General features: G+C 56.5%; 19 protein-coding genes. 8 read left to right on the top strand and 11 right to left on the bottom strand.

What is annotated here, in order from left to right; all coding sequences use genetic code 11:
- Window positions 1–127: 127 nt before the first annotated feature.
- From PT275_RS01180 to PT275_RS01170, 3 genes are all read right to left on the bottom strand, one after another.
- Window positions 128–415, bottom strand: coding sequence for a hypothetical protein (locus tag PT275_RS01180; protein ID WP_277151556.1), 288 nt, complete (start codon window positions 413–415; stop codon window positions 128–130).
- 34 nt (window positions 416–449) lie between these two features.
- Window positions 450–1,160 carry a sigma-70 family RNA polymerase sigma factor gene (locus tag PT275_RS01175; protein ID WP_277151554.1) on the bottom strand — a complete coding sequence of 237 codons (711 nt, stop codon included), beginning with the start codon at window positions 1,158–1,160 and terminating at the stop codon, window positions 450–452.
- 89 nt (window positions 1,161–1,249) lie between these two features.
- Window positions 1,250–2,575, bottom strand: coding sequence for a hypothetical protein (locus PT275_RS01170; RefSeq protein WP_277151552.1), 1,326 nt, complete (start codon window positions 2,573–2,575; stop codon window positions 1,250–1,252).
- A 454-nt stretch (window positions 2,576–3,029) separates the two neighbouring features.
- Here PT275_RS01170 and PT275_RS01165 point away from each other — a divergent pair, with 454 nt between their 5' ends.
- The 3 genes from PT275_RS01165 to PT275_RS01155 all read left to right on the top strand — a co-directional run bounded on the left by PT275_RS01165 (window position 3,030) and on the right by PT275_RS01155 (window position 6,857).
- Window positions 3,030–3,794: an exonuclease domain-containing protein gene (locus PT275_RS01165; RefSeq protein ID WP_277151550.1), complete on the top strand. Its 765-nt coding sequence runs from the start codon at window positions 3,030–3,032 to the stop codon at window positions 3,792–3,794.
- 214 nt (window positions 3,795–4,008) lie between these two features.
- Complete coding sequence (locus PT275_RS01160; protein ID WP_277151548.1) at window positions 4,009–5,733, top strand: UDP-N-acetylmuramoyl-L-alanyl-D-glutamate--2,6-diaminopimelate ligase; 1,725 nt, start codon at window positions 4,009–4,011, stop codon at window positions 5,731–5,733.
- Window positions 5,734–5,864: 131 nt separating this feature from the next.
- Complete coding sequence (locus PT275_RS01155) at window positions 5,865–6,857, top strand: GNAT family N-acetyltransferase (protein WP_277151546.1); 993 nt, start codon at window positions 5,865–5,867, stop codon at window positions 6,855–6,857.
- Window positions 6,858–6,863: 6 nt separating this feature from the next.
- Here PT275_RS01155 and PT275_RS01150 read toward each other — a convergent pair whose 3' ends face one another.
- Window positions 6,864–8,258 carry a DegT/DnrJ/EryC1/StrS family aminotransferase gene (locus PT275_RS01150; RefSeq protein WP_277151543.1) on the bottom strand — a complete coding sequence of 465 codons (1,395 nt, stop codon included), beginning with the start codon at window positions 8,256–8,258 and terminating at the stop codon, window positions 6,864–6,866.
- Window positions 8,259–8,771: 513 nt separating this feature from the next.
- Between PT275_RS01150 and PT275_RS01145 the strand changes: the two genes are divergently transcribed.
- Both PT275_RS01145 and PT275_RS01140 read left to right on the top strand, forming a co-directional pair.
- Window positions 8,772–10,007: a carboxylate--amine ligase gene (locus tag PT275_RS01145; RefSeq protein WP_277151541.1), complete on the top strand. Its 1,236-nt coding sequence runs from the start codon at window positions 8,772–8,774 to the stop codon at window positions 10,005–10,007.
- A gap of 100 nt (window positions 10,008–10,107) precedes the next feature.
- Complete coding sequence (locus PT275_RS01140) at window positions 10,108–10,839, top strand: amino acid racemase (RefSeq protein ID WP_277151539.1); 732 nt, start codon at window positions 10,108–10,110, stop codon at window positions 10,837–10,839.
- Window positions 10,840–11,005: 166 nt separating this feature from the next.
- Here the strand turns inward: PT275_RS01140 and PT275_RS01135 are convergent, their stop codons facing one another.
- On the bottom strand, window positions 11,006–12,172 hold the full coding sequence (locus tag PT275_RS01135; RefSeq protein ID WP_277151537.1) for a glycerate kinase: 1,167 nt from the start codon (window positions 12,170–12,172) through the stop codon (window positions 11,006–11,008).
- 47 nt (window positions 12,173–12,219) lie between these two features.
- Window positions 12,220–13,518, bottom strand: coding sequence for an SLC13 family permease (locus PT275_RS01130; RefSeq protein ID WP_277151535.1), 1,299 nt, complete (start codon window positions 13,516–13,518; stop codon window positions 12,220–12,222).
- 223 nt (window positions 13,519–13,741) lie between these two features.
- Between PT275_RS01130 and PT275_RS01125 the strand changes: the two genes are divergently transcribed.
- The gene (locus PT275_RS01125) at window positions 13,742–14,899 is read left to right on the top strand and encodes a sugar diacid recognition domain-containing protein (RefSeq protein WP_277151533.1); all 1,158 of its coding nucleotides are present in this window, start codon (window positions 13,742–13,744) and stop codon (window positions 14,897–14,899) included.
- A gap of 42 nt (window positions 14,900–14,941) precedes the next feature.
- Here PT275_RS01125 and smc read toward each other — a convergent pair whose 3' ends face one another.
- On the bottom strand, window positions 14,942–18,673 hold the full coding sequence (gene smc, locus PT275_RS01120; RefSeq protein WP_277151530.1) for a chromosome segregation protein SMC: 3,732 nt from the start codon (window positions 18,671–18,673) through the stop codon (window positions 14,942–14,944).
- Window positions 18,674–18,901: 228 nt separating this feature from the next.
- Window positions 18,902–20,536: a folylpolyglutamate synthase/dihydrofolate synthase family protein gene (locus tag PT275_RS01115; RefSeq protein ID WP_277151528.1), complete on the bottom strand. Its 1,635-nt coding sequence runs from the start codon at window positions 20,534–20,536 to the stop codon at window positions 18,902–18,904.
- Between the two features lie 323 nt (window positions 20,537–20,859).
- Here PT275_RS01115 and PT275_RS01110 point away from each other — a divergent pair, with 323 nt between their 5' ends.
- On the top strand, window positions 20,860–22,458 hold the full coding sequence (locus tag PT275_RS01110) for an aminopeptidase P family protein (protein ID WP_277151526.1): 1,599 nt from the start codon (window positions 20,860–20,862) through the stop codon (window positions 22,456–22,458).
- 6 nt (window positions 22,459–22,464) lie between these two features.
- Here the strand turns inward: PT275_RS01110 and PT275_RS01105 are convergent, their stop codons facing one another.
- The 3 genes from PT275_RS01105 to PT275_RS01095 are packed head-to-tail and all read right to left on the bottom strand — an operon-like array spanning window position 22,465 to window position 24,591.
- A complete protein-coding gene (locus PT275_RS01105; RefSeq protein ID WP_277151524.1) occupies window positions 22,465–23,106 on the bottom strand; it encodes a sugar O-acetyltransferase in 642 nt (213 codons plus the stop codon).
- Window positions 23,107–23,138: 32 nt separating this feature from the next.
- On the bottom strand, window positions 23,139–23,753 hold the full coding sequence (locus PT275_RS01100; RefSeq protein ID WP_277151522.1) for an MATE family efflux transporter: 615 nt from the start codon (window positions 23,751–23,753) through the stop codon (window positions 23,139–23,141).
- Complete coding sequence (locus tag PT275_RS01095; protein ID WP_277151520.1) at window positions 23,725–24,591, bottom strand: MATE family efflux transporter; 867 nt, start codon at window positions 24,589–24,591, stop codon at window positions 23,725–23,727. The genes PT275_RS01100 and PT275_RS01095 overlap by 29 nt, the downstream gene beginning before the upstream one ends.
- Before the next feature lie 141 nt (window positions 24,592–24,732).
- Between PT275_RS01095 and PT275_RS01090 the strand changes: the two genes are divergently transcribed.
- Window positions 24,733–25,662, top strand: a complete 930-nt coding sequence (locus tag PT275_RS01090; RefSeq protein ID WP_277151518.1) for an AraC family transcriptional regulator — start codon at window positions 24,733–24,735, stop codon at window positions 25,660–25,662.
- The last annotated feature ends 24 nt before the right edge of the window (window positions 25,663–25,686 follow it).

Below are 25,686 nucleotides of genomic sequence, written 5' to 3'. Positions count from 1 at the left end.
GCCGAAAACGAATCACAACATAAGATATTCTGACCTATAAACTCCCATAAATACCGGCAAACTCAAATAAAAAAACCACGTACTTAAGACGTGGCTAAAAATCAATCGTCGCTCCCCCAGCTATGCTTCAGGCGACATCCCCACCGCAGGATTCCTCAAGACAGCAACGGTCGAGCGTCGCTTCGAGCTTGGCGATCAGGCATTCGGGAGCCGACGTGGGACGCAGCAGCTCGCGCAGCTCGGCGATCACGGCCTTTTCACGCGCGTCGCAACAGGATTCCGGGTTGAAACACTCATCTTCGGAAACCCTGTTGTTGGAGTCGTACCGGGAGATCTCGATGTCCGTACACGTCAGCCCGTTAGCGTGCTGGCTTCTCACCACCACACGGCTAGTATGCTCCATTCGTCCGTCCATCGCCTGTTCTCCTTTCATGACTTCCAATTCACTATTATTGCTCATTTGGGTCGTTTTGGGGTTCGCGGATAGTGAATCCCCGATTCCCCTTGCTATTCTGCCTTTCCGTCTTCTTTGCCGGTTGCGCGTCCTCATCCTTGCCGTATCCACGCTGCCGAGCGTATTCGGTCAGCTCGTCTTTCAGCTGCGCGCGCGCACGATTGAGACGGCTCATCACCGTACCGATTTTAATGTCTTGTTCCTTGGCGACCTGCTTGTAGGATTTGCCGTCGATGGCAGTGTCGATGAAGACCTGCCTACGCTCAGGAGAAAGCGAATCCAACGCCTGCATGATCTCGGCGGGTGCAAAGCCATCCAAGTACTCCTGCTCGGCGGATTTGAGCCCTTCAGAAGCATGGTCAGAGGCAGAATAAATATCCCAATCGTCATACTCTCCCGTCGAATCGTTGGCACGCTGGGGGCGTCGTTTTGCTTTTGCATACTGGTTGAAATAGGCGTTGCGCTCGATGGTGGTCATCCACGCCTCGAAGTTGCTGCCAGGCCGGAAGCTGTCGAACGCCTTGAACGCCCGCTCATAGGCGTCCTGCACCAAGTCCTGGGCGTCCTCGGGATTATTGGTCAGTTTCATGGCCTGACGATACAGTGCATCCACCGCAGGCATGGCAAGTTTTTCGAAACGCTCGCGCTTCTGAGCGGTCGTCTCGGTTCCATGTTCTTTGGCCTGTGCCTGTTGCGTTTGTGTCACGTTACTATTCTACGCATCGTCGTTCCAGTGGCCGACACACGCCATCACAAGGTTTTATTACGACATTCAACAAATAAATAGGCAAGTAATCAGAACAATCTGACAATATTGTAGAAAATCGCGCTTACACCGATAAGGCCGATGATCACAATGAACACATTGCTGATCTTGCCTGCGTACTTCTTGAGCGACGGCACCTTATGGATGGCATACATCGGCATGAGGAAGAGGATGAAGGCGATGATCGGCCCAACCATGGTCTCCAAAAGGTCCATGACCGACGGATTGGCCCAGGCAATAAGCCAGTCGATCAGGAAAACGAAACAGCTGATGAAAATCATCAGGCCACGCTTGGGAACGGTCCGATTCATTTTGCTCGCCACCTTGCGAATGATGCCGCCCAGGCCTTCCTTGGTGCCGGAATAGTTGCCGAGGAACGACTTCGCGATGGCGATAAAGGAAATAATCGGCGCGACCCAAGAGATGAACGGCACATCCGATTTGTTGGCGATATAGGTGAGGATCGAGACGTTCTGAGACTTGGCGAGCGCCAGATCGGCCGGCGAAAGCGAGAGGTCGCAGCTGATGACGAAGAACATCACCACGCCGACCATCAACAGTTCGCCCCAGCGCAGGATCTGCCGAATTTTCAGGTGCACCTCGTCGTCGCCGTATTCCTTGCGCTCGGCCACCGAGAAGGACGAGACGATGGCGGAATGGTCAAAAGCGAAGGTCATCACGGGAATCAAAAGCCAGAGGTTCTGCAAAAGAGCACCGACATTGAAGCCGCCGTTCGAGGTTTTGGGGAAACTCGTCACCATCGACATGTTCCACTTGGGAATCAGATAAATCGAGAAAAGCACGAGGACGATGATGACCGGGTAGACCAGCGAGCTCACGACTTTGGTGATGACGTCGATGCCAAGGCTGGCGATACCGACCAGAATAGTGATCAGAATCAGCGAAAGCAACCAGCGCGGCGGGACGGGAAGGTGGAGCTGGTTGCCGATGAAGCTTTCGACGGTGTTGGTGATGGAGATGGCATAGACCAACAATGTAATACATGTCTCGATGAAGTACAGAATCGTGAAGACCATGCCGAAATTAAAACCGAAACGCTGCTCGACCACGTCGGTGATGTCGTCGTCAAGCCGGTCTGCCGAAAGTACGAAACGGCTCAGCGCAAGGTGCGCGAAATAGGCCATCGGGTACGAGATCAGCGCCATGAACAGCAGACCGATGCCGCCCGCACTTCCCGCATCGATGGGCAGGAACAGCACGCCGGCGCCGACGGCCGTGCCGAAAAGGCTCAGCATCCACACCGTATCCTTGCGATGCCATTTCAGTGGGTTGTAGGGTTTGCCTGATTTGCCTGTAGGTGTTGCAGCCACAGCTTTTGGCTTGATATCTGACATACCGTCCTCTTTTATGCCGTTCCCCGCTGATGACGTAGGATTGTTCGGCATGCCAAAATCGGCAGACCGCCGCGACACCGAATATCCTTACATTTCGCGTCGGATCACGCAATACCCGTATCCCGCTTTTTAAGCGCGGCAACGGGAATCGTCGGCGAAACCGACTAGAAGTCCGAGAGCTAAGACTACACCCTTGCACACCCCAAGCAGACGGGAATGACCCCATCATTCAGCAATACCAAAACCCACGGCGCTACTGACCCATAAGCAGGTGAGGACGAAACCGGATCTTCGCTCTGTCATTTGACCGACCGATGCCGGAATCCGCAGGAACGCAGGCAAGCATTTCGCTTTGTCATTTCGCCGGCCGATGTCACAATCGGCGGAGCGTCGGCAACCATTTCGGTCTATCAATTCGAACGTCAATGTCGGAATCGGCAGGGACAATATGGTTATGACTTCTTTAGAAAAAAATCCGGACGCCGACAACGCGGCAATTTTGCTCGACGCCATCGCACAAGCCCCACAACAGGACGAAAACACGCCTCTCGGCCAAGCCTGGCTGCTCGGTTTCGACACCGAGACCACCGGAACCGGTTCCACCGATGCCATCGTCTCCGCTTCTCTGGTACTGCGCGACCCAACGAAGGGCTATGAAGGCGACGTGGTGGCGAAATGGGTCATCAACCCACACCGGCACATCTGCGAGGGGGCGAGCCGCGTCAATGGGTTCACCGACAAATTCCTTGAGGCCAACGGAGCCGAACCCACCGACGCCATCGCGGCCATCGGCTCGATCGTCACCGCGGCGCAGGCCAAGCGCATCCCACTGCTCGCCTACAACGCGCCTTTCGACGTTCGCATGCTCTCCGGCGACCTCAAACGCTGGAACCTTGAAGCGCTGCCCGAAGAACTTCTGGTGGTCGACCCGCTGGTCATCGATCGGGAAATCTCGCACCGCCACGGCAAACGCACCCTGACCTACACCACCGAATACTATGGCATCAATCCGCACGGCGACTTCCACGACGCGACCGCCGACACCACTGCGGCCGTCGACCTCATCAAGCCGATGTCGACGCTCTACCCGCAGGTTGGCAACCTCAAACTGGGCGACCTCATGGATTGGCAGCGTCAGGCACACGAAAAATGGCGGGTGTCGTTCAATGAGTGGATGACGTCGAAGGGACGCAGGCCGGTCACTGACAAGTGGCTGTAAACCGCAGGATTTGTAAGTTTTCGCAGGTCATAGCGTCACTGTTTCATTTGAGTGAGGTTCGTTACGAAGTAACAGAACATCAAAATAATCCTTCAATATCAATAACCAGCCCTTCCCGCCTCAAAAGTGTGGGGGTACCGCCAAGAAGGCTTGAAGGCTTACGAAACTTGGGATATGGTCGATTCCAATATATCGAATTTTAGGAAGGTCCACTATGGCTTTGTCGTTGGCATCCGCCGCACGGCTGCTCAAGGAACATCATCTGCTGCGCGAAATCGTGCAAGGCTCTCGCTGGACACTTGACCCAGCGGATATCGACGGGTCGGAACAACCGTTCAGCGACATCACCTACGACACGCGCAAGGTCAAGCCCGGCAGCATTCTCGTGGCCAAAGGGCGTTTCAAGAAGGAATTCCTTGACGGTATCGACGCCAAAGGACTCGCCTGCTATGTGGCGACCGAGGAATTCAGCGACACCACCAACGCTCCGGGGCTCATCGTCGACAACGCCAGCAAAGCGCTTTCGCTGCTTTCGTCCGAGTTCTACGACCGCCCGCAAGACAAACTCACAATGATCGGCATCACCGGCACCAAAGGCAAAACCACCACCGCCTACTTCACGCAGGCCCTGCTCAACGCCGTCAGCGGCGGCAAGGCGGCACTGTTCTCATCGGTCGACAATTGCCTCGACGGACACACCTACGTCGAATCCGACCTGACGACCCCCGAATCGCTCGATGCCTTTCGCATGATGCACACGGCCGTTCAAAACGGGATGGAATACCTGGTGATGGAGGTCTCCTCGCAGGCTTACAAAGTCAATCGCGTCTACGGGCTGACCTTCGACGTCGGCGCATTTCTGAACATCTCCCCCGACCACATCAGCCCGATCGAACATCCGACATTCGAGGACTATCTGTATTGCAAACGGCAGATCACAGCCAACAGCCATAAGCTTGTGCTCAACGCCGATCATGCCTACGCCTCGCTGGTCCGGCAGGATGCGGCGGCAGCGGGTGTGCCAGTCAATACGTTTGCGCTGCGGCTTGATGGCGAAGATAACGACAATGCCGGGAATGGCGATGGCAATGACACCGGTAACGAGAACGGCAATAACGGCAGCGCTTCTGCACAAAAGCCTGCACCTGCCAATGTCGTCATTCGTCCCGACGACCCGCAACATGAATCCTTTACCGCGACTTGGTCGAATGTCGCGGCCGACAATGCACAAAACGCTGACAACGATTCCGCAACTGCCGAACCGTCTACTGCCACCGCAAACAGCGAAACCGCCGATTGCAAAGTCCTGGCCGGCGGAATCTCACTGAGCATGCTCGGCGATTTCAACTATGCCAACGCGGCCGCAGCCTTGGCCATCGCAACCGCTGCCGGAGTGGACGTCGCAAGCCACCCCGAAGCCATCGAAGCGATGGAAAAGGTGCGTGTGGCCGGACGTATGGAGCGGTTCAAGGACCCGCAAAGCGACACCGTTGCCATCGTCGATTACGCCCATAATTTCGCCTCCGTCAAGGCACTGCTGGACTTCGTGGACGAGCGTTATGGCTCGAAGAATCCTCGTATTATATTGGTGACCGGTTCCGCCGGCAACAAGGCCTACGACCGCCGCAAGGAAATCGTCGAAGCCGCACAGGACCGCGTCGAGAACTTCATTTTCACCGCCGAGGACACGGATACCGAGCCGTTCATCGACATCTGCATGCAGATGCAGGGCTACATCACCGCTCCCGACCGTACCTCCACCGTCATTTCCGACCGCACGACGGCCGTGACCAACGCCGTCTACGACGCTCGCGCACACGCCGACCGGTTCAATGTCATCCTCATCATCGGCAAGGGCAACGAACGATGGATCAAGGAGCACAACAAACACACCAAGTTCGAAGGCGATGACCACATCATCGAACGGCTTTTCGCCTGATTGAAGCTTTGAGACTCACTGGGCCGGTGCCGGCATCGGTTAGCTGATACCAACGCCGGCCTACGATGGCAGCAGAGCAGAGCAGACCATACATGTATCCGTGCAACGCAAGCGGAGAAACAAAGGAAAGCATGATTACCTTAGAACGTACCGAATACCCGCAGATGGAAGCAGCGGCGACTGGAGCCGGCGTCACGCTGCCGATCGAACAGACCGGCGTGTGGGCCAAGTTCCAGGCGGACATCCCCGGGCGTAAGCCTTGGGGCGCCTACCTCATCAAACGCGACGGCGAGACCATCGCTTTCATCGCCTTCATCGACATGGAAACCCACGGCTATCATTATCTGCGCAGCATGCACGGGCCGACGTGGATTACCAAGCCCGACGAGGCGCTGGAACGCGAGGCCATCGATGTCATCGCCGCCGAGGTCAAGAAGACGGACGGCAAGGTTGCGTTCATTCGTATCGATACCTGGTTTACGGACGGCACAGTTCCGGTGCTTTCGACGGTCCCCTACGACCAGACCGTGGTCATCGACGTGACCGGCGGCGACGACGCGATCATTACGCGCATGAAAAAGCGCGGACGCAGAGACGTGCGCAAGGCACTGCGCGAATGCCCGGCAGAAGTCGAAGATGAAACCAAACAGGCCATCGCCGATTTCCGTGAGTATTACGACGTGATGGTCGAAACCGGCAAGCGTGACGGCTTCACCCCAGCTCCGATTACCGATTATTCCGATATGATCGAAGCTTTGGGTGCCGACCATTGCCGCGTTTTTGCAGCGCGTATCGACGGGCGCGTGGTGGCCTGGTCCATCGTCACCGTCAACGGCACACACGCGGTACGTTACTACGCTGGTATGCGCAATGACGTCATGCGTCTGCACGTCACTGACAAGCTGCTCTACAGCGAATGCTGCATCCTCGGCTCGCAAGGCATTACCGAGTACGACCTCATGGGTATCGGCTCCGAACTTGCGCCGAGCCTCAACGGTCTCAACGAGTTCAAGTGCAAGTTCACTGAGGACATCACCCCGGTGGCCGCCGGCCGCGACATCCCCATCAAAAAGGCGTTCTACAAGGCGCTGAAAATCGCCAAAGCCGCCAAGGACAAGCTCTGATTAATCTCAGATTGCTTTCAGCACCGCGGCGATGACATGTTCAACCGTTTCGTCGCCGAGTTCGGTGGGCAGGCACAGGCAGGTGGACACTGCGCGATTGGTCACTGGAACCGTTGAACGGTCGAGCGAACCGACACCGTAAACGGCGGTATCCGTGGCACCCGGGAACAGTTCCGGGCGATACCAGCGCTCGGCGTAGCCACCGGCCTGACGCGCGGCGGCGATGATGCGTTCGGCGGATTGCGTGTCACGCGCAAAAAGCGGGAAACGCAACAACGGGGCCGGATCGCTCTCTAGTACTGTTTGCGGGATTCTCAGCCCTTCAACGTTCGCAAAGGCCTCGCGGTATTTGTCGACAACGGCTCGTCTGGCAGCCTCATTGGCATCGAGGGCATTGATGCCGTCGACCGCACGCTCGGCAATCCACGGGGTCAGCGTCATCGGCTGGTATTCGAGCCCGCCCTGCTGTTCCTTGGCGGAAATCGGCGGTTCGTACCAACCGGCATTCGTCAGTTTGGTGCGCAGTTTGCCGCCAAGCCCGCCCAAACGCGAAAGCACGCGGTTTTCGTTGATGTAAATCCTAGTGACCTTGTCCAGATGTTTCGACGGCTCGGCCAGTGCGGCGAAACGCCGGCGTATCTCAGCGTCCAGCTTTGGGTCTGATGTTTTCAGTTCCGGGTTCAACCAAATCGCACCGCCGAAACGCGTGGGCAGCATCTTTTCCACACCGAAGGAATGAATCGAGATGTCGGCCAGCGGGGTGCCGTCAGTGTCGCAAGCCAAACGGGTCACGCAGTGTGCGCTGTCTTCGACCAGCAATGCCCCATGATTGTGCGTGAATTCCGCCAATTTCCGGCTTGAAGCATCGTCAATCAAACCAAACGTGTGCTGCAGCATTACCGCATGAATGCTCTCGACTGAACCCCCTGAATCTGAAGTCGGTTCGGATTTTCCATCATGTTTTGCATCATTGGCATACTTCAAGCTCTCGTCGAGATCAGAAGCGGACTCGTCAGCCTTCCCGCCGTCGGCACAGCCATCTTTATGACCTGTTCCAAGCCCTGCAATATACGCACGGCTCTGCACGTCACCTACGCCCAGTCTGACGAACATTTCGGAGGCACCGCGTTCATCGATGGCCAATGTATCGGCACTGATATCAGCATATCTCGGTTTCAGACCACTGACCAGAATCGGGTCGACGGCGGTGCAGCAGGTGAAGAGTTGGGTGAGCACGGAGCCCTCGCCGCGAACCGCGCGCAACGCGTCAAAGACCACCTGCATGCCGTAGCGCGCCTTGAACACCGGGAACCAATCGCCCGGCTGCGTGCCGGAGCGCGCGGCCAAAACCGCTCGCAAATCCGCGAAATCCGATGTGGTCGGGGACGTTGTGGAAGCCATGAAACCCTTCAATCAATGGACGAATAGCAATGAATAAATAAAGCCAATCCCAAGGTATCATTTACCCAGCACCACGTGAATATTCCTGCGGGCTGTCACAACGTATCGGATACGCGGCATCAGCAAGTGTCATCGAATTGTCGCCGAAACGGATATCGGCAACTAGTAAACTGTAATGCTAAAGCCAATTCTCAGCCACCAGCCATCAATCACCAGCCATCAATCACCAGCCATCAATCACCAGCCATCAATCACCAGCCATCAATCACCAACTATCAACCACCTACCACCAACCATCAGTCTGCAACCACCAACCAGTCACCAGCAACCAGTCACCAGCAACCATTTTGCAACACATAAACCAATCGTCAAACTCGCCGCACCGACCACAAACCCACCGTAACCGCTGCAAATCGCCGGTTCTTTGCACACTGCACACACAAACCACCGCAAGTCCGGCAAGCCGATAGGTAGAATGTGAAAGGCAACGTAATCAGTGGGAAAGATGATATTATGACGGCTTTTGTGCCCGTGCTACTCGGCAGCGAAACCTGCGCCTACGCGATGGCCCGCGCATTCCATAGCGCTTACGGCCTCAAATCGTTGGTATACGGGCGTTTGCAGCTTTCGGTGACCAAGTTCAGCGAGATCATGGAGCCTACTTTCTTCGCTGACTTCACCAAGCCGGAATCGTTTCACGAGCACATGGTCGAGGAAGGCCGGCGGCTCAAAGCCGAGCGGCCCGACACGACGTTCCTGCTCATCGCGTGCGGCGACGAATACAGTGAGCTGCTGAGCCGTTTCAAGGATGATCTCAAGCCTTATTTCACCTTCGTTTCGGTGGACGCCGACCTGCACGACGCGCTGAGCAACAAGACCTCGTTCTATCAATATTGCGCGAAATACGACCTGCCGCACCCGCAGACCTTCGTGCTCGGCAAGACCGACGCCGAGGCCGGAAAACACCACGAACTGCCGTTTGGTTTCCCCATCGCCGTCAAGCCGGCCAACAGCGTGGAATACCTGCACGTCGATTTTCCAGGACGCAAGAAGGCTTATATTCTGCACACGCAGGAAGCGCTCAACAGCACCGTCGAAGACATCTACAAGGCCGGATACACCTCCGAGCTCATCATTCAGGACTTCATTCCCGGCGGCGACGAGAACATGCGCGTGCTCAACGCCTACGTCGACCACGACCACCATGTGCGCATGATGCTGCTCGGCCATATTCTCTTGGCCGACCCGACCCCCGAGGCCATCGGCAACTATGCGGCGATCATCCCCGACTACAACGAGGAGTTCTGCCTGAAAATCAAGGCGTTCCTCGAGGCCATCGGTTATGAGGGTGTGGCGAATTTCGATATCAAATTCGACCCGCGCGACGGACAATACAAACTCTTCGAAATCAATCTGCGCCAGGGCCGTACCAACTTCTTCGTGACGCTGAACGGCTACAATCTGGCCACCTATTTCGTCGATGACCTGGTCGAGCACAAGCCGATGGAAGGCCAGACGGTTATCGGGCACGGCACGAAGATGCTGCTGGAAGTGCCGTTCAAGACACTCAAGAAGTATGCAGAGCCCGGTACCGCGCTCGACCGCGGAATTGAGCTGTACAAGTCCGGAAACTACGGCTGGACGCTGAAATACGACGCGGATATGTCGTTCAAACGCCGGCTGCTGCTTTGGCGACTGGCAAGGCTCAGCGCCAAGAACTACGACACGTATATGGGCACGAATCAGTGACCACATACGACACCGCCACATCGTCACGCTAGAATAGCGGAAGCAGACAGGTTCATCGAACTTTAATAGGACATTTCGGAACAAGGGGATGGCATTTAGTATGAGACGACCGTTCTTCGCCGTCATCGGCGGCATGGGTACGCTGGCAACCGAGTCGTATATCCGGCTGATCGACAAGATGAGCGACGCCACCACCGACCAGGACTTCCTCGACTACGTGGTCTTCAACGACGCTTCCGTGCCCGACCGCACCGATTTCATGCTCGGCGACAGTGCCGACGACCCCTTCCCTGTCATCGCCGACGACATCGAAAAGGCCACGTCCATCGGCGCCAGCTTCATCACGATTCCCTGCAACACCGCGCATTTCATGCTGCCACGCTTCCAGGAACTCACCGACGTGCCGATCCTCAACATGCTGACCGGTGCCGTGGAACGTATGAAGGCGACCCTGCCTGTCACCTCGCACCCGCGCGTAGGATTCATGGGCACGGAGGGATCCCGCCATTCAGGCCTCTACCAGCGCGAGATCGAAGCCGCCGGATACACCTTCATCGAGCCTGACGACGAGCTGCAAAAGCGCATCGATTCGCTCATCTATGATGACGTGAAAAGCGGCGGACCGCTTGATTTAGGCCGCTACCGCTACGTCATCGATACATTCCTCGACAAGTCCCCCTCGACCAAATACCGTTGCGACATCGTGGTCTTGGGTTGCACAGAGCTCTCGGTCCTGAACGAGGCGTTCCCGCTTCCCGACCTGCCAATCATCGACGCCCAAACCATCCTCGCCGAAGACACCGTGGCCCGTGCGAAAACACTAAGACATTAAAAAAAGGAAAATATATGGAGTCACACCGACAACATGTTGTGGGCCTGCGTAAACACGAGATTTACGCAGGCCCACAACAGATTCAGACGGATAGGCCAAATCGTAGCCTAGGTGGAACCCGAATGAACATGTACCGCATGCGGCAACGATTTGCCGTCAGCCAACATCAGCTCAGCAAACGCATTACATTTTCTGCTGTACGGCTGATGTTCTTTTCGGCAGTTTCCTCACGAATCGCCTCAGGAAGCGTGCATACGCCGGGCAGGACACCGAAAATGGCATCGATACCCAAGCCGTACAGCACTTCCACCCCATCACCCACGTTTCCAGCCAAGGCAATGACTTTGGAACCGGGAGACACCTCTTTTACCGCCTGAGCGGTGCCCATCGGGGTCTTGCCGTACTGCGTCTGAAAATCGATGCCGCCTTCACCGGTAAAGCAGTAGTCGACGTCGCAGGCCTTGGACTTAAGCCCGGTAACTTCCACAACAGTCTCGACGCCCGAACGCATTCGCGCATCGGTGAACGCGAGGAATCCCGCTCCCAGACCGCCAGCAGCACCTGCTCCGGGGATATCGGCAATATCACGGCCAAGCTGACGGTCAATCAGTTTGGCGTAATGTTTCAAGCTGGCGTCAAGCAGCTCGACCATCTCCGGCGTGGCGCCTTTCTGCGGGCCAAACACCGCCGACGCGCCAGTGGGCCCCGTCAGCGGATTGGTAACGTCCGAAGCCAAGGTGATGGAAACCCCATCAAGCCTGGGATCCAGGTCCGAAACGTCAATGGTAGCCAGATCCCCCAGCGCCAAGCCTCCCTCCGGAAGGGAATCACCCCGGCCATCAAGGAAACGGACACCAAGGGCACGGGCCATACCGGACCCTCCATCATTGGTGGCGCTGCCGCCCAAGCCGACGATGATGTTGCTGATCCCGCGATCGAGCGCATTTTCGATCAGCTCGCCCGTGCCACGCGTCGTGGTGATAAACGGGTTCTTGGTCTGATCGTCAACGAACTGGATGCCGCTGGCCGCAGCCATCTCGATGACGGCGGTTTTGCCGTCACCCAACAGACCATAAGCCGCATCAACAGGGGTGCTGAGCGGGCCAGTGACCTTTACCGTTACGATCTTGCCGTTCGTCGCATCAACCAACGACTGAACCGTGCCTTCGCCACCGTCGGCCATGGGCACTTTCACGCATTGGGCATCGGGAACGGCTTTCAGAACGCCAGCTTCGATGGCATCCGCCGCCTGTTTCGCGGTGAGGCTGCCTTTGAACGAATCCGGCGCTATCAGCACCTTTACCTCTTCATTTGAATGATATCGAGCTGTCATATGCTCATCTCCTTGCTATCAGTCTTCAATCAACGTGAACGTGGACATCAGAACACGATGTACATCAACGTGGCCACGATCGTCATCGTCAGGCCAACGAGAACCTCGAAAGGCAGCACGCCCATACGTTCGCCAAGGGTCATGTTCATGGACTTGGCGGTGACATGGAAGTAATTGCCATGAGGCAACGCATCGATGACGGTGGCTCCTGCTTGCATCGTCACTGCAGCCGCAACCGGCGAAGTACCGAAAGCGAGGATGGAAGTGCCGAACGAGTTGCTGCCAAGGATGACGCCGGTCGATGTAGAGGCCGTAGCCGCAGCCATCAGGATGCCCGCGATTGGCGCAAGCAATGAACCAGGGACACCCATATGGTTGATGAGGTTGACGATCTGATGAGGCAGATCCGAGTTGGAGATCAGGCCGCTCAAAGCGCCTGCACCGATAAGGATCATGACCACATCAATCATCCGGTTGAGGCCTGCCGTGGTGTAGGAGAGAACCTTCTTGCCCTGACCCATGGCCAGAAGGCCAAGAATCGCGGCGATCGGCAGGATGTACATGGCATCGACCTGGAAGCTCTCAAGGAGCTTGATGTGGAGCATGGAACCAATCGGGTTGATGAGCAGAAGCACCACAGCGACAACCGGGGCGACGAGTGCGCGGCCGATGGAAGGCAGCTCCTCCTCGCTCTTCTTGTCGCTGCCGCCCGAATCGATATCCGCCGCAGTGGGCATCGCGCCCTTGTGCTGGATGAGGCTGGCCAACAGCACCGCCATGGCCAGACCACACAGCGCAGGAATGAAACTCTGGATCATGACGGCTGATGGCTGGACCTTGAAGCCGGAAGCCACCGCAATGGTGTTGGGGTTGGGCGACATGATGTTGCCCGCCTTGCCACCACCGGAAAGCGCGACCAGGAGCGCAAGCTTCGATATCTTGAGCCTTGAGCCCACCTCAAGGGCGATCGGGGCGACGATGAGGACTGCGACCGGGATGAAAACGCCGACGGCGCAGATAATCATCGTGGCAAGTGCCAGCGAGAAAATCGCCAGTTTCTCGCCGAGCTTGTCGACGATGGTCCGGGCTATTCGATCAGCAGCCCCGGATTCCATCATCACACCGGCCAGGACGCCTGCGGCAATGACTCGCACCACCGTACCCATCACGCTCTGGGTACCGCCAACGATGATAGTGACCGTTTTCGGCAATGAGGCCCCACCGATGACGCAACCGACGATTGCACCGAGCAGAAGCGAATACGTGGTATTCAGCTTCGCCAGAATAAGAATGATGGCCAACGCAAGACCAATAAGCGCCGCCCACCATGCAAGAGAGCTATTCATGACTTATTTCTCCTTTTCAAGCCAAGTCACCTACAGCCTTCCTTGGCTTTCAGTTATGACCAACAGTGTCATTACATAAATGTGAGATTAACCACATTTATGTAATATATTTTTGTCCTATTTGACTGTTATTTCCATATCCCAAAGACTCGTTCTTTTATGTCTTACCATCTGAGTAATTGTTCTGCGTAACAGATCTTTGTCTCACAGTAAGCAGGAACCCATGGAAATAGACCCGGCCATAGCCACCACCATCGTCAGCAGTCTGAAAAACGTGACCCAGCATGAAATCAATTTTTTCAATACCGACGGGGTCATCATCGCCAGCACCGACACCTCTCGAATCGGCACCACACATGCCGGTGCAAGGGAGGCGATCGCGACCAAGCAAACAAACGTCGTCAACAGCAACCATGAATATGAGGGCGCGAAGAAGGGCATCAACATGCCTGTTCTCTTCAACGATTCGGTGGTGGCCGTGGTAGGCGTAACCGGTCATCCGGACGATGTCAAACCGCTTGGCGGCATCGTTAAGAAGATGACGGAAATACTCGTCCGTGAGAGCCTGGAGCAAAATCTCAATTTCAACCGCGCCATGCTCATGCAGAACCTTATCAACATGCTCATTCTCCCGCGACATGACGCGGGACTGACGGCCTATCTTTCATCCGCGCTCAACGTCGATCTTGATCTGCCGCGGCAAGCGATCGTCGGGCGTATGTCATATCCGCTGCAGAAAATCCCTCCCCGGGACAAAGTGCAGAAAATCCTCGATTCGAATTTCGGAGCAGACGCCAACAACCTGTTCTGCATAACAGCCCAAGGATTCACGCTCCTTGTTGATGCCAGCAATGGACAAAATTGGGAACCGACGTTGAACCAATGCCTGAACGATCTGAAAACAGAGACCGGAATACAGTTCACCCTCGGTGTCGGCCTGCCGGCACCGGATGCCGATCATTATCATTTAAGTTACAAAGAAGCCCACCAAACCGCGGAATGGCATACCTTCACTAGTGGTAAAGGCATTGGCAATTATGAGGACCTGCGCATCGGACTTATCGTCACTTCCACCCCCATCAACCAGATCAGGAACTTCACGAATGCATTGTTGGGGTCTCTCAGCGACATGGAAATCAAGGAATTCCATGAAGCTTTCAATGCCTACACCGCCTTCAACGGCAGCATCACCCATGCAGCGCAATCACTGTATATCCACAAAAACACCTTGCAGAACCGCCTTAACAAGCTCGCCGAACGCACCGGATACAATCCCCGTGATCTCAATGATTACAAAACATTGAGCATGGCGTTCATCATGAATGACTATTTGGATTTCATCTCGAAAAAGTCAAATAGCGATACCGCAATCGACGGCTGAAAGCGGCACAGACCCTTGGCGGAACATCGCACAGCACGTTAATCAGCTATCATGCTCAAGTTTCTGGCTCACCACCGCAGTGACACCGTCGGAGCGCATCGTCACGCCGTAGAGGGCGTCGGCGATGGCCATCGTGCGCTGCTGGTGCGTGATGATGATGAGCTGGGCGTGCTTGCGCAGGTCGTTGAACGCGTTGATCAGACGGGTCAGGTTGATGTCGTCAAGCGCAGCCTCGACCTCGTCCATCACGTAGAACGGGCTTGGACGCGCGGTGAAGATGGCAAAGAGCAGCGCCAGCGCCGTGAGCGAACGTTCGCCACCGGAAAGCAGACTGAGCTGCTTGACACGCTTGCCTGCCGGGCTCGCCTCGACGATGACGCCGGTGGTGAGCAAATCGTCCGGATTCTCCAGACGCAGACGTCCGGTACCACCTGGGAAGAGCGTCGCAAAGACCTTTTCAAATGCCGCTGCCGTGTCATCGAAGGCGTTCTTGAACACTTCGATCATCGTATGATCGAGATCCTTGATGAGCTTCAAGAGGTCATCGCGGCTCTTGACGACATCATTGCGCTGATCGTTGAGGTACTGGTTGCGAGTTTCGAGCGCGTCGAACTCCTCGGCTGCCAGTGGGTTAATCTTGCCAAGTGCCTTCAAATCGCGTTCGGCCTTTTGCAAGCGTTTTTCCTGCTCTGCGCGGACGTAAGGCACCATCTGATAATGGTCGGCGTCGACCGGCGCGTCCTCAGCTGAGTCGTGCCGGTTATCGACGTGAGATAAATCTTCATCTAAATCGTGCTGATCGTTGGCTTCCGATACATTTTCAGCTTCAACAACATTCCCGTCGCCACTATTCTCAAGTGGAATCGGATGACCATCGTCGTCAAGAACCGGAACCAGCTTGTCGGGGCCATATTCGTTGACCAATTCCTCGATGCCCATACCGAGCGTGTCCGAGACTTTCTGCTCGATCTGGCCAAATTGCGCGGCCAAACGCTCGCGGTTCACATCCAGCTCGTGCTCATGCCGCTGCAACGCCGCCACTTTCGGCTCGGATTCGTCGCGCTGCGCACGCAGTTGCTTCAGCTCGGCATCGTGGCTCGAAGCGGCTTTGGAAAGCTCGTCGCGCTTGGCAACCACCATCTTGAGCTCGGCAGCGACCAACACGGCCATGCCACGCGCATCGACGGCAATCTGCCGGTCGTGCGCTTGCTGGCGTTCGCGCTTTTCGTTGAGCGCTTTCATCTTGGCGCGACGAGCGACGGCTTCGCTTGCCTGATCATGCAACAACCCGGCCTGACGAACCAGCGAATCGGACTTCCGATTAGCGTCATTCCAGACAATTTTCGCCGAGACTTCCTGCTCACGCGCCTTATCGAGCGTGGTTTCGAGCTTGTGAACGCGCCTGTCCAGATCATCGAAGTCCTCGTTGTCGGTGTCGGAATGTTGGGCGGTTTCCAGCGCCTGCGACAGATCTTCGAGTTTGAGCTGATGGGTCTGCCGGTCGTCATCGGTCTGTTCGATTTTCTCATCAATTCCGTTCAATTGCCGGGTCAGTTGTTTGACCCGTTCCTCGACATTCTTGAGATTTTTGCGCGCCTGATCGACTTTTACCTTGGCTTGAATCCGCTGCTGCGACTGCCTGTCGACTTCAAGACGAGCCTTGTCGCGATCCTCTTGTGCGGCTTTAATTTTCGGCCGTATAGCATCCGCTTCGCTCTTAAGTTTTTTGGCTTCTGCTGCGGCTTTATCGCGGCGAGCGGCCAACGACAAATCACTTTGCGAACGCGAGGAACCACCGATGGCACCCACGGCGTTGACCACTTCGCCGGATTTGGTGACAGCTTGGCTGAACCGCTCCCCTTCTACAGCTTCCAATGCGGTGTCCATATCAGGCACGGCAGCGACATCGTCCAGCAACAGCCACACGGCACGCACGACACTGGCTGCGAAATCAGCGTCTTTTGCAGAAGCATTGGCACTTATCAGAGCAGAAGCGCAACGAACCGGATATTGACCATCTTGTGCTCGTCCATTCCTGCCTTGTTCATCGGTATCATCGTCAGTCAGACCTTCAAGCGGATGCAATACAACAGCCTGTCCGAGATTGCCTTCGCTGGCCCGACGCAAGGCTTCAACCATGTTGGATTTGTCGGGTACCACGATGGCGCTGGCAAACTGGTCGAGCGCGTGGGCGATGGCTTCTTCCCACCCGTCCTGAACATGGATGAAGTCGGCAAGCCTGCCCAGCGCAGCGACGGCATCGTCCCGCTCCAACTCGCCTGAGGCGTTGCGGCTTTCCAACGTCTCGTTCAGTGCATCAGCCTTGGCGTTGAGCGACGTCACCTTGGCCTTGGTGGCACGCAGCTGCTCCTGCAAGGCGTCGAGCTCCTCCTGACGCTGCTGCATTGCGGTTTTCGCGGCCTCGAGTTCGGCGGCACTGTCCTTTTCGTCGGTGTTCTGGGTTTCCGCTTCAAGAGCATCACGTTGGGCACTGGCATCGTCACGCTGTTTGACGATAGACTCACGCTGTCCATTGAAATCCTTGGCACGGCTTTGCGCCAACTCGATGGCCGATTCCTCGCGCGTCTTCAGCTCACGCAGGTTGGCGATCTTCGAAGTATGTTCCTGCGCAGCCTTGCGCAGTTCCGTCAAGGTCTGCCGTGCCGCGGCAAGTTGCTTTTCATTGCCCGCACGCGCTTCCGTCGCCTTGTCATACGCAATACGCATATCGGAAACGGACTTTTTCTGCGCTTCGGCCTGTCCGTCAAGTTCTTTGGCGCGAGATTCGAGAATATCCGGGTCCTCGCCGAAGTTCGTAATCATCTGACCGGCAACGGAACGTGCACGTTCATCGGCAAGCGAAGCCAGCGAGCGGAACCGTTCCTCAATGCTGGAAAGCTCATGCCAAGTGTCGTTGATTTTTGCCATGGCCGGGCTGGATTCGGAACTCAGCGCCTCGACCTGCTCGATATGCACCTTGACTTTCGCCAGTTCGCGTTGTGCGGTTTCCAGCTCTCGTCGCACGTCACCAAGTTCATTGCGCAGCTTGGCGCGGCTTTCCATGGATTTTTGCGCGTCCTCAGCGAAAATCCTCGACTGCGCATCGCGCAAGGAAATCTGAATGCTTGCCGCACGCCGCGAGATCTTGGCCTGCCGCCCGAGAGGTCCCAGCTGACGACGGATCTCGTGAAGGAGGTCGTCGGTACGGGCGAGGTTCGCCTCGGTGTTCTTGAGCTTGCGTATCGCGCGTTCCTTGCGCTTGCGGTGCTTAAGAATACCCGCTGCCTCTTCGATGAAAGCGCGGTGACCGGCGGGGTCGGCCTTCAAAATCTCGTCAAGCCTGCCTTGGCCGACGATGACGTGCATCTGCTGACCCAAACCGGTGTCGCTCAACAGCTCCTGAATATCGAGCAGGCGGCACGGCGAGCCGTTGATGGCATATTCAGAGCCGCCGTTGCGATAGATCGTTCGACTGATGGTGACTTCCGTGTAGTCGATGTCAAGCGTGCCGTCGGTGTTGTCGATCGTCAGGCTGACTTGTGCGCGTCCCAGCGGTGGACGCGAGGAGGTGCCGGCGAAAATCACGTCTTCCATCGAGGTGCCGCGCAGGTTCTTGGCGCCCTGCTCCCCCATCACCCATGTCAGTGCGTCGACGATGTTGGATTTGCCGGAACCGTTCGGACCCACCACAGCGGTAATGCCCGGCTCAAAGCGTAGGGTGGTCGCGGAAGCGAAGGACTTGAATCCCCTAAGCGTCAGTTCCTTCAGATACATGGATTACGACTTTCTCTGTTCTTCCCGCTTATCACCCGACACCATCGGGCACGTCCTGTTATCACTTGTTATCATACCGTCGAGGGCAACCCAACAAATCAGCCACTAATGCCACGACTGCGACGAAAAGCACGAAAATCAGCTCAAAAACGTGCTTTTCGTCGCAGTAAACACGAGACCAGTGGCAAAAGCACCAAATCAGGCTTATTTTGGCGCTTTTCTCACGGGTTACGCTTGCCTGTCATCCTTGCTGCCGTTACCAGCACCATCGGCATGATGACGAAGTTGCTCGGCGGTGGTGCCGGGCTCGGGCTCGCCCTGGAAGGGGACCTGCTTGACGCCGAAATCACCGAAGGCGTCGCCGAAGACCTCGGAGACGATGTCTTCGTCCTCGTCTTTGGTGCTTGCAGTTTCGGAATCGGCTTTATCACCCTTGGGTTTGCCTGACACACGCTGGGCCTTCGGCAGCGCCAGTTCGGGGTTCTTCTTTTCCGCGAGCAACGTGCGGGCGTCACCGGCGGTGACGAAGCTGCCGCAGATGAGCACGCCGTGGCCATAGCCGACGCCCAGCTCGTCTTCAGCGTCGACCATGTTGACGGCCTCCTGGATGGCGTCGGGAAGGTTGTCGATGCGGGTGACGCGATCGCGGCCGAAGACGCCGACGGCGATCTTCTCGAGTTCTTCGGCAGGCATCACGCGGTCTCGCCACGAGTTCTCGGTGACGATGATGTGGCTCAGGATCGGCTCCAGCGTGCCAAGATATTCTTCGACCTGCTTGTCCTTCATCATCGCGACCACGCCGACCAGCTGCTCGAAGTTGTAGTTTTCTTCAAGGGCAGCGCGCAGCGATTCGGCCGCATTGACATTGTGACCGCCGTCGATGATGATGGTCGGCGAGGTGCGCACCTGCTCGATGCGCCCGGGAATCTTGACCCCGCCCAGCGCTTCGGCCACCACATCTTGCGTAAGCTGACCGGCCACGGGAATCACCGTTTCGGCCGCCGCGAGCGCTGCCAAGGCGTTGTGCGCCTGATGCTCACCGAACTTGGCAACAGGAATGTCATCATAGGTGCCGTTCGGGGTACGCAACGTGACCAACTGGCCGCCGACCGCAGGCTGTCGCGAGACGACTTCCATCTCCTCGCCGTCGCGGATCAGCGTGGCCTGCTCCTTGACGGCCGCGGCCTCGAGGATGGGCATGACCTCGGCCTCGTGCGGCTGTGCGCCGATGATGGCGGTGGATTCGTGCTTGATGATGCCGGCCTTCTCGGTGGCGATTTTCTCCACGGTATCGCCCAGCCATTGCATGTGGTCCATGTCGACCGGTCCGATGACCGCCGCGTCGCCGTTGAGCGCGTTGGTGGCGTCCCATTTGCCACCCATGCCAACCTCAAAAATGGCCACGTCGACGGGCGCGTCGGCGAACTTCCAAACGGCCATCGCCGTCAGAATCTCGAAATAGCTCATCGGCGCTTTGCCGTCGGCCTCCATCTTGTGGTCGACCAATGCGACGAAGTCCTTGATCTGCATCCACGTGTCGATGAAATCATCATCGGAAAGCTGCTGGCCGTCCACGGCGATACGCTCGTTGATCTTCTGAAGGTGCGGTGAGGTGTAAAGACCGGTGCGCATGCCGTAGGCGCGGCAGATGGCCTCGGCCATACGGGCGGTGGATCCCTTGCCGTTGGTGCCGGTGATGTGAATGATGCGGAACGTGTCTTCCGGGTGCCCCAAGAGGTCAAGCATCAGATCCATCACCTCGAGGTCGTGGCCCAACTCCTCGTGGGTGGTGCGCCGACCCATAATCTCGCGCTCGACCTGACGCATAGTGACCCCGTTGGTTTTCGGATGCTCGAATGACATAAGACCTCGTTTGGTATAAAACCCTTGGAAAATAGACACAACCATTGTATGAAACGGTCTCGAAAGCGCTAAGCCGAACGGCGAATGGCGAAGCGCCAAAATGTTGTCGACGACGAAAACAGAAACAATACAACAATGCTGAACAACGGCGACATCACATCAATACGTGTTTTTGCAAGGTCGGCCAATCTGATTGTTATCGTCCTTCTCGATGATTAGTGGCACACAATATCAACGCATCCCATGCTCCGACATCACTCTTCCCGCGGACCGTACGGACCATTAAAATGGCAAGGGAGATTTCACCACTGAGGAGAATACGCATGAGCGAAGCCATCACAGCAAACGACAAGGAATACGAGGCACAGGAAATGGCAGAGGCGCCGGGAGCGGACCAACCGATGGAAGACAGGACGAACAACCGCACGTTAAGACCGACCACGTCCAAGAAATTCGCGGAATTCATGAAGAGTGGCTGGGACAATCAAGAGCCGGACATCGAACCGCTGGAATCCAGCAAGTTCATTCCTGCACGTCTTGAGGCGCTGGGCAAGCGCTTCCCCGGCGAGCGCATCGTCATCCCCGCCGGCACGCCGAAAGTGCGCAACAATGATGACGACTACGCCTTCCGCCCCAATACCGAGTTCTCGTATTACACCGGGCTTGGACAGGATTACGAGGCTGGAGCGGTGCTCGTCTTGAACCCCGTTGACCCTGAAAGCCCCGAAGCCAAGGCCGGCAAGACGCATACGCCGGAGCTGTTTGTGGCTCCCCGCGCCGACAACAGCACCGAAACCTATTACGCCGACCCCCATTACGGCGAGTATTGGGTGGGCCCGCGCGCCGGTTTGAAGGAACTCAACGCGATGACCGGCATCGCCACCCATGACATCGCCCAACTACCCGACGCTTTGGGCAAGGATGTCGGTGCGGAAGCCGGTGCCGTGCGTATGCGCGTGGTACGCTTGGCCGACCCGCAGATGACAGCGGAGGTCGAAAACGTACGCGAAGCCAACGGGTTCCCCGATCCCGCCGCCAACGAGAAGGCCGATGACGAACTGCAGGAATTCGCCTCGACCGCTCGCATGGTTAAGGATTCCTACGAGGTGAACGAGATTCGCAAGGCCGTCGCCGCCACCAAGGACGGCTTCGACCGTATCCTGACCCGTCTGCCGGAAGCCGTCGGCAAACCGCGCAGCGAGCGCATGCTCGAAGGCGAGTTCAACGCCGTTTCCCGCGAAGAGGGCAACACCGTGGGTTACGACACCATCATCGCCTCCGGCGAGCACGCACCGATTCTGCACTGGATGCGCAACACCGGCGTGGTCGGCCACGGCGAGATGCTCTTGATCGACGCCGGCATCGAGGTCGACAGTCTCTACACCGCCGACATCACCCGCACCTTCCCGGTGGATGGCAAGTTCACGCCGTTGCAGAAGAAGATCTATCAAGCGGTACTTGACTCGCAGCAGGCCGGTTTCGAGGCCGCCAAGCCGGGTGCCACCTATTCCGACATCCACCACGCCTGCATGCGCGTCATCGCGCAGAAACTGCACGATTGGGGAATCCTCAAAGTCGACGTGGAGGAATCGCTCTCGCCCGAGGGTCAGCAGCACCGCCGTTGGCTCGCCTGCGGCGTGGCGCACCATCTCGGCCTCGACGTGCACGATTGCGCTCAGGCCCGCTACGAGTCCTATCAGGGTGCGAAGATCACGCCGGGCATGGTCTTCACCATCGAGCCGGGTCTCTACTTCGCCAAGAACGATCTGCTGATCCCGCCGGAGATGCGCGGCATCGGCGTGCGTATCGAGGACGATGTGCTGATGACCGAAAACGGCCCGGAATGGATCTCCAAGGACATTCCCAAGCAGATCGACGACGTAGAAGCGTGGATGGCACAGCGCGCGGCGGCCAGAAAGTAATCTGGTTTAGCTATTTCTTAGCTGACGCTCTTCGGCGAGGTCGGCGGGATCGATGGGATGACCGTGGTTGTAGGTGGTCATATCCTGCTCGCTGACCTTGCGCAGTACGCGACAGGGATTGCCCACCGCCACGACGTGATCGGGGATGTCCTTGGTGACTACGCTACCGGCACCGATGGTGGTGCCATCGCCGATGTTCACGCCCGGGCAAATCGTCACGCCGGCACCAATCCAACAATCGTCGCCGATCGAAACCGGCGAAGTATACATGTATTCGCGCATTTCCGGATTGATGGGGTGGCTCACGGTGGCGATGGTGACGTTTGGCCCGAACATCACGCGCTTGCCGACCTCCAGTTTGCCATCGTCGATGAACGTGCAACCGACATTGATATAGGTGCCTTCACCGATGGAAATGTGACTGCCGTAGGCAAAGGAGAACGGCGGCTCTATCCAGAATGTCGAAGCCAGGGCCTCTTCGACGTGGAAAATCTTGGCAAGCAACTTCACGCGTTGTTCGGTTTCCGACGGATCCGACACATTGAATTCGCGCATCAGCTGCTTTGCCGCCAGACGCTCTTCGGGAAGCCCTTCGCACTCGTCGGTGAACAGCAATCCCTCTTCCATACGTTCGTGCATAGTCCTCATAGTTGATACTCCTTGTTTTATATAATATTGTATTACTTGTAGGCGAGTTCGCTCTGTTCCATTTCCTCGCCTTTGCCCGTCACGTTTTTCAGCCAGCGATAACGGCGATAGTGGATGAACACGGCCGGAAGTTTGATGATTTCGTCGATATTGAGCAACACATAGACCATCAGAACCGGCAGTTTGAAGACGAATGCGGCCAACGACCCCAGCGGAATGACAATAACCCACATCGTCACCGAATCGCACAACAGGCCGAATTTGGTGTCGCCGCCGGCCGGGAAAATGCCGTTGATCGTGGTGACGTTGATGGATTTGCCAATCACATAATACGAGCAGACAATCAGCATGACGGAAAGATAGCCCGTGGCACGAGGCGATAATCCCACGAAGCGAAGCAGCAATGGACGTATGGCGAGAATCACAAGACCCGTAATCGCACCGGCCAATATGGCAAATTTCGTGAGCTGACGACCGGTACGTTTGGCCCTTCCAAATTCGTTGCGGCCCAGCATATTGCCGACGATCACGTTGCCGGCGTTGCCCAGCCCGATGCAACCGCACACCAGCAGATCCTTGACCATGTTGGCTATGGCGTTGGCCGCGACCGCATCACCATCAAGATGGCCCATGATGACGGTGTACATGCTGAAACCGCCGCCCCAAACGATTTGATTGCCCAAAAGCGGCAGACAGTACCTCCAGAAATCGCGCTGCAACTGCGGCTCGCGACGCAGGATGTTTTTCAGGTCGAAATGAGCCCAGCCATGAACGCGAAGGATCAGCATCAGCCCCAGCCAGATCAACACCTGGGATGCCAGATTCGAAACGGCCGCGCCCAGCACCCCCAACCGCGGCGCCCCGAACCAGCCGTAAATCAGCACCGTATTCAGCGCAAGATGGACCAGCAACCCGGCAAAACTGACCCAGGTACCTTGTGCGCGCCACCAGTCCGGTATTCCTCATCAGGCACAACAACACCTGGGATGCGGCAAGGAAGAAATACGATGGCGCGGAAATCCGCAGATATTCAGCCCCGACAGGAATCAGGGACGGGTCATTGGTCATGAACCTTATCAACGTGTCCGGCATCACAATCAACAGCAGGAAAAACACCAACGAGATAAGAAGCACATAACGCATGACGAAAGAGGAGACCTTAGAAACCGTCCGATTGTCTTTGATGCCCCAATATTGCGCGACCAATGTGCTCATGGCCACGGTAAGCGCGGTCAGAAACAGCGAAAAGACGAACTGAAATTGCGTGGCAAGAGAGACGCCCGACAGTTCGTTCTGACCGATGCCTGTCATCATCAGCGAATCCGCGCAGGAGGAAAGCGCAACCATGAACTGTTGCGCCGCCATAGGCAAAGCAAGCGGCGCAATCAGTCGGAGGAAAGACGAACGCGAGGAATCACCATTGCCTGTGTCGGTATCAACGTTCCGCATCGCCACCGGAGAGGATTTCCTTGCTCTTTTCGTCATAAGGCAAGTCTATTAGCGCTATCTTGCAAAAGTAGTCGAAAAAATGTCATAATATGCCTTGAAACTGTAAATATATACCATCTTTCGATACGATTGTTAATATCGTGGGCATGGTAACGGAAACGACGAAAGAGGCCGATAATGGACGGGACCGTTGCCTCAACCAGCACAACGCTGGCAAGACCACAGCTGTACGCCGACGGATCGGAAGTGGTCCATTACCGGTACCCGACCGATTTCCTGTATCTGGACGACGCACGGCTGAGCGACTTCCCCAAAAAGCAGGCGTTGTGCCATTGGCACGTCGACCTCGAATTCACCAGAATGCTCAAAGGCCACATGGACTACTTCATCGACGGCGAAACCGTACGGGTCAATGAAGGCGAAACCATCTTCGTCAATTCCAAAAGACTGCATTATGGATTTTCGGCTGACGGGTCAGATTCCAGATTCTATTGCGTTCTCTTTAATCCCATACAGGTCGACGCACCTGATGAAATCACCAAACGATTCATCTTGCCGATCCTCGAATCCAAAGTCATGCCTTATACGGTGCTGCGTAGCGAAACCAAAGCAAAAGACCGGATCACCAGCCTGCTCGACACGCTTCATGATCAAAGCGACAGCCCGACTCTGCCGCTGACCGGTCTGGGGATATTCTTCGACATCGTACGAATATTGTATGAACGGATAAAAACACTGGACGAAAAGGGCACCACCTCGGCGATAGCCGAAAACGGACAAATCGGGGCCTTGCGAAAAATGACTACCTATATCCGTTGCCATTACACCGAAAACCTCACATTGTCTGCAATCGCGGCCTCAGGATCGGTCGGAAGAAGCGCCTGCGACAGTATCTTTCGGAAATTCCTGGCCCAATCCCCCATTCAATACGTCATCGGCGTGCGCATCGGGGAGGCGACGAACCTCTTGCGCGACACGGAGCTTTCCATCACCCAAATCGCGCAACGCGTAGGAATCACCTCGCCAAGTTACTTTGCCGCTACATTCAAGGAACTGATGGGCAGCACGCCCAAGGAATTCCGCGCCAAAGGGCGAAAGGCGATGTAGCCGACGTATCCCGGAAGCTCTATT

The organism is Bifidobacterium sp. ESL0745 (assembly GCF_029433335.1).
In the GTDB taxonomy this organism is placed as follows: Bacteria; Actinomycetota; Actinomycetes; order Actinomycetales; family Bifidobacteriaceae; genus Bifidobacterium.
Note: the sequence above shows the minus strand (reverse complement) of the source record. Positions and strands in the feature narration are given on the sequence as shown.

Excerpts from the sequence above, each read along its gene's own strand:
- PT275_RS01150 (WP_277151543.1), bottom strand. The coding sequence starts at position 8,258 with ATGGCTTCCACAACGTCCCCGACCACATCGGATTTCGCGGATTTGCGA.
- PT275_RS01160 (WP_277151548.1), top strand. The coding sequence starts at position 4,009 with ATGGCTTTGTCGTTGGCATCCGCCGCACGGCTGCTCAAGGAACATCAT.
- PT275_RS01110 (WP_277151526.1), top strand. The coding sequence starts at position 20,860 with ATGAGCGAAGCCATCACAGCAAACGACAAGGAATACGAGGCACAGGAA.
- PT275_RS01180 (WP_277151556.1), bottom strand. The coding sequence starts at position 415 with ATGGACGGACGAATGGAGCATACTAGCCGTGTGGTGGTGAGAAGCCAG.
- PT275_RS01090 (WP_277151518.1), top strand. The coding sequence starts at position 24,733 with ATGGACGGGACCGTTGCCTCAACCAGCACAACGCTGGCAAGACCACAG.
- PT275_RS01165 (WP_277151550.1), top strand. The coding sequence starts at position 3,030 with ATGACTTCTTTAGAAAAAAATCCGGACGCCGACAACGCGGCAATTTTG.
- PT275_RS01095 (WP_277151520.1), bottom strand. The coding sequence starts at position 24,591 with ATGACGAAAAGAGCAAGGAAATCCTCTCCGGTGGCGATGCGGAACGTT.
- PT275_RS01145 (WP_277151541.1), top strand. The coding sequence starts at position 8,772 with ATGACGGCTTTTGTGCCCGTGCTACTCGGCAGCGAAACCTGCGCCTAC.
- PT275_RS01155 (WP_277151546.1), top strand. The coding sequence starts at position 5,865 with ATGATTACCTTAGAACGTACCGAATACCCGCAGATGGAAGCAGCGGCG.
- PT275_RS01135 (WP_277151537.1), bottom strand. The coding sequence starts at position 12,172 with ATGACAGCTCGATATCATTCAAATGAAGAGGTAAAGGTGCTGATAGCG.
- PT275_RS01105 (WP_277151524.1), bottom strand. The coding sequence starts at position 23,106 with ATGAGGACTATGCACGAACGTATGGAAGAGGGATTGCTGTTCACCGAC.
- PT275_RS01170 (WP_277151552.1), bottom strand. The coding sequence starts at position 2,575 with ATGTCAGATATCAAGCCAAAAGCTGTGGCTGCAACACCTACAGGCAAA.
- smc (WP_277151530.1), bottom strand. The coding sequence starts at position 18,673 with ATGTATCTGAAGGAACTGACGCTTAGGGGATTCAAGTCCTTCGCTTCC.
- PT275_RS01125 (WP_277151533.1), top strand. The coding sequence starts at position 13,742 with ATGGAAATAGACCCGGCCATAGCCACCACCATCGTCAGCAGTCTGAAA.
- PT275_RS01130 (WP_277151535.1), bottom strand. The coding sequence starts at position 13,518 with ATGAATAGCTCTCTTGCATGGTGGGCGGCGCTTATTGGTCTTGCGTTG.
- PT275_RS01100 (WP_277151522.1), bottom strand. The coding sequence starts at position 23,753 with ATGTACACCGTCATCATGGGCCATCTTGATGGTGATGCGGTCGCGGCC.
- PT275_RS01140 (WP_277151539.1), top strand. The coding sequence starts at position 10,108 with ATGAGACGACCGTTCTTCGCCGTCATCGGCGGCATGGGTACGCTGGCA.
- PT275_RS01115 (WP_277151528.1), bottom strand. The coding sequence starts at position 20,536 with ATGTCATTCGAGCATCCGAAAACCAACGGGGTCACTATGCGTCAGGTC.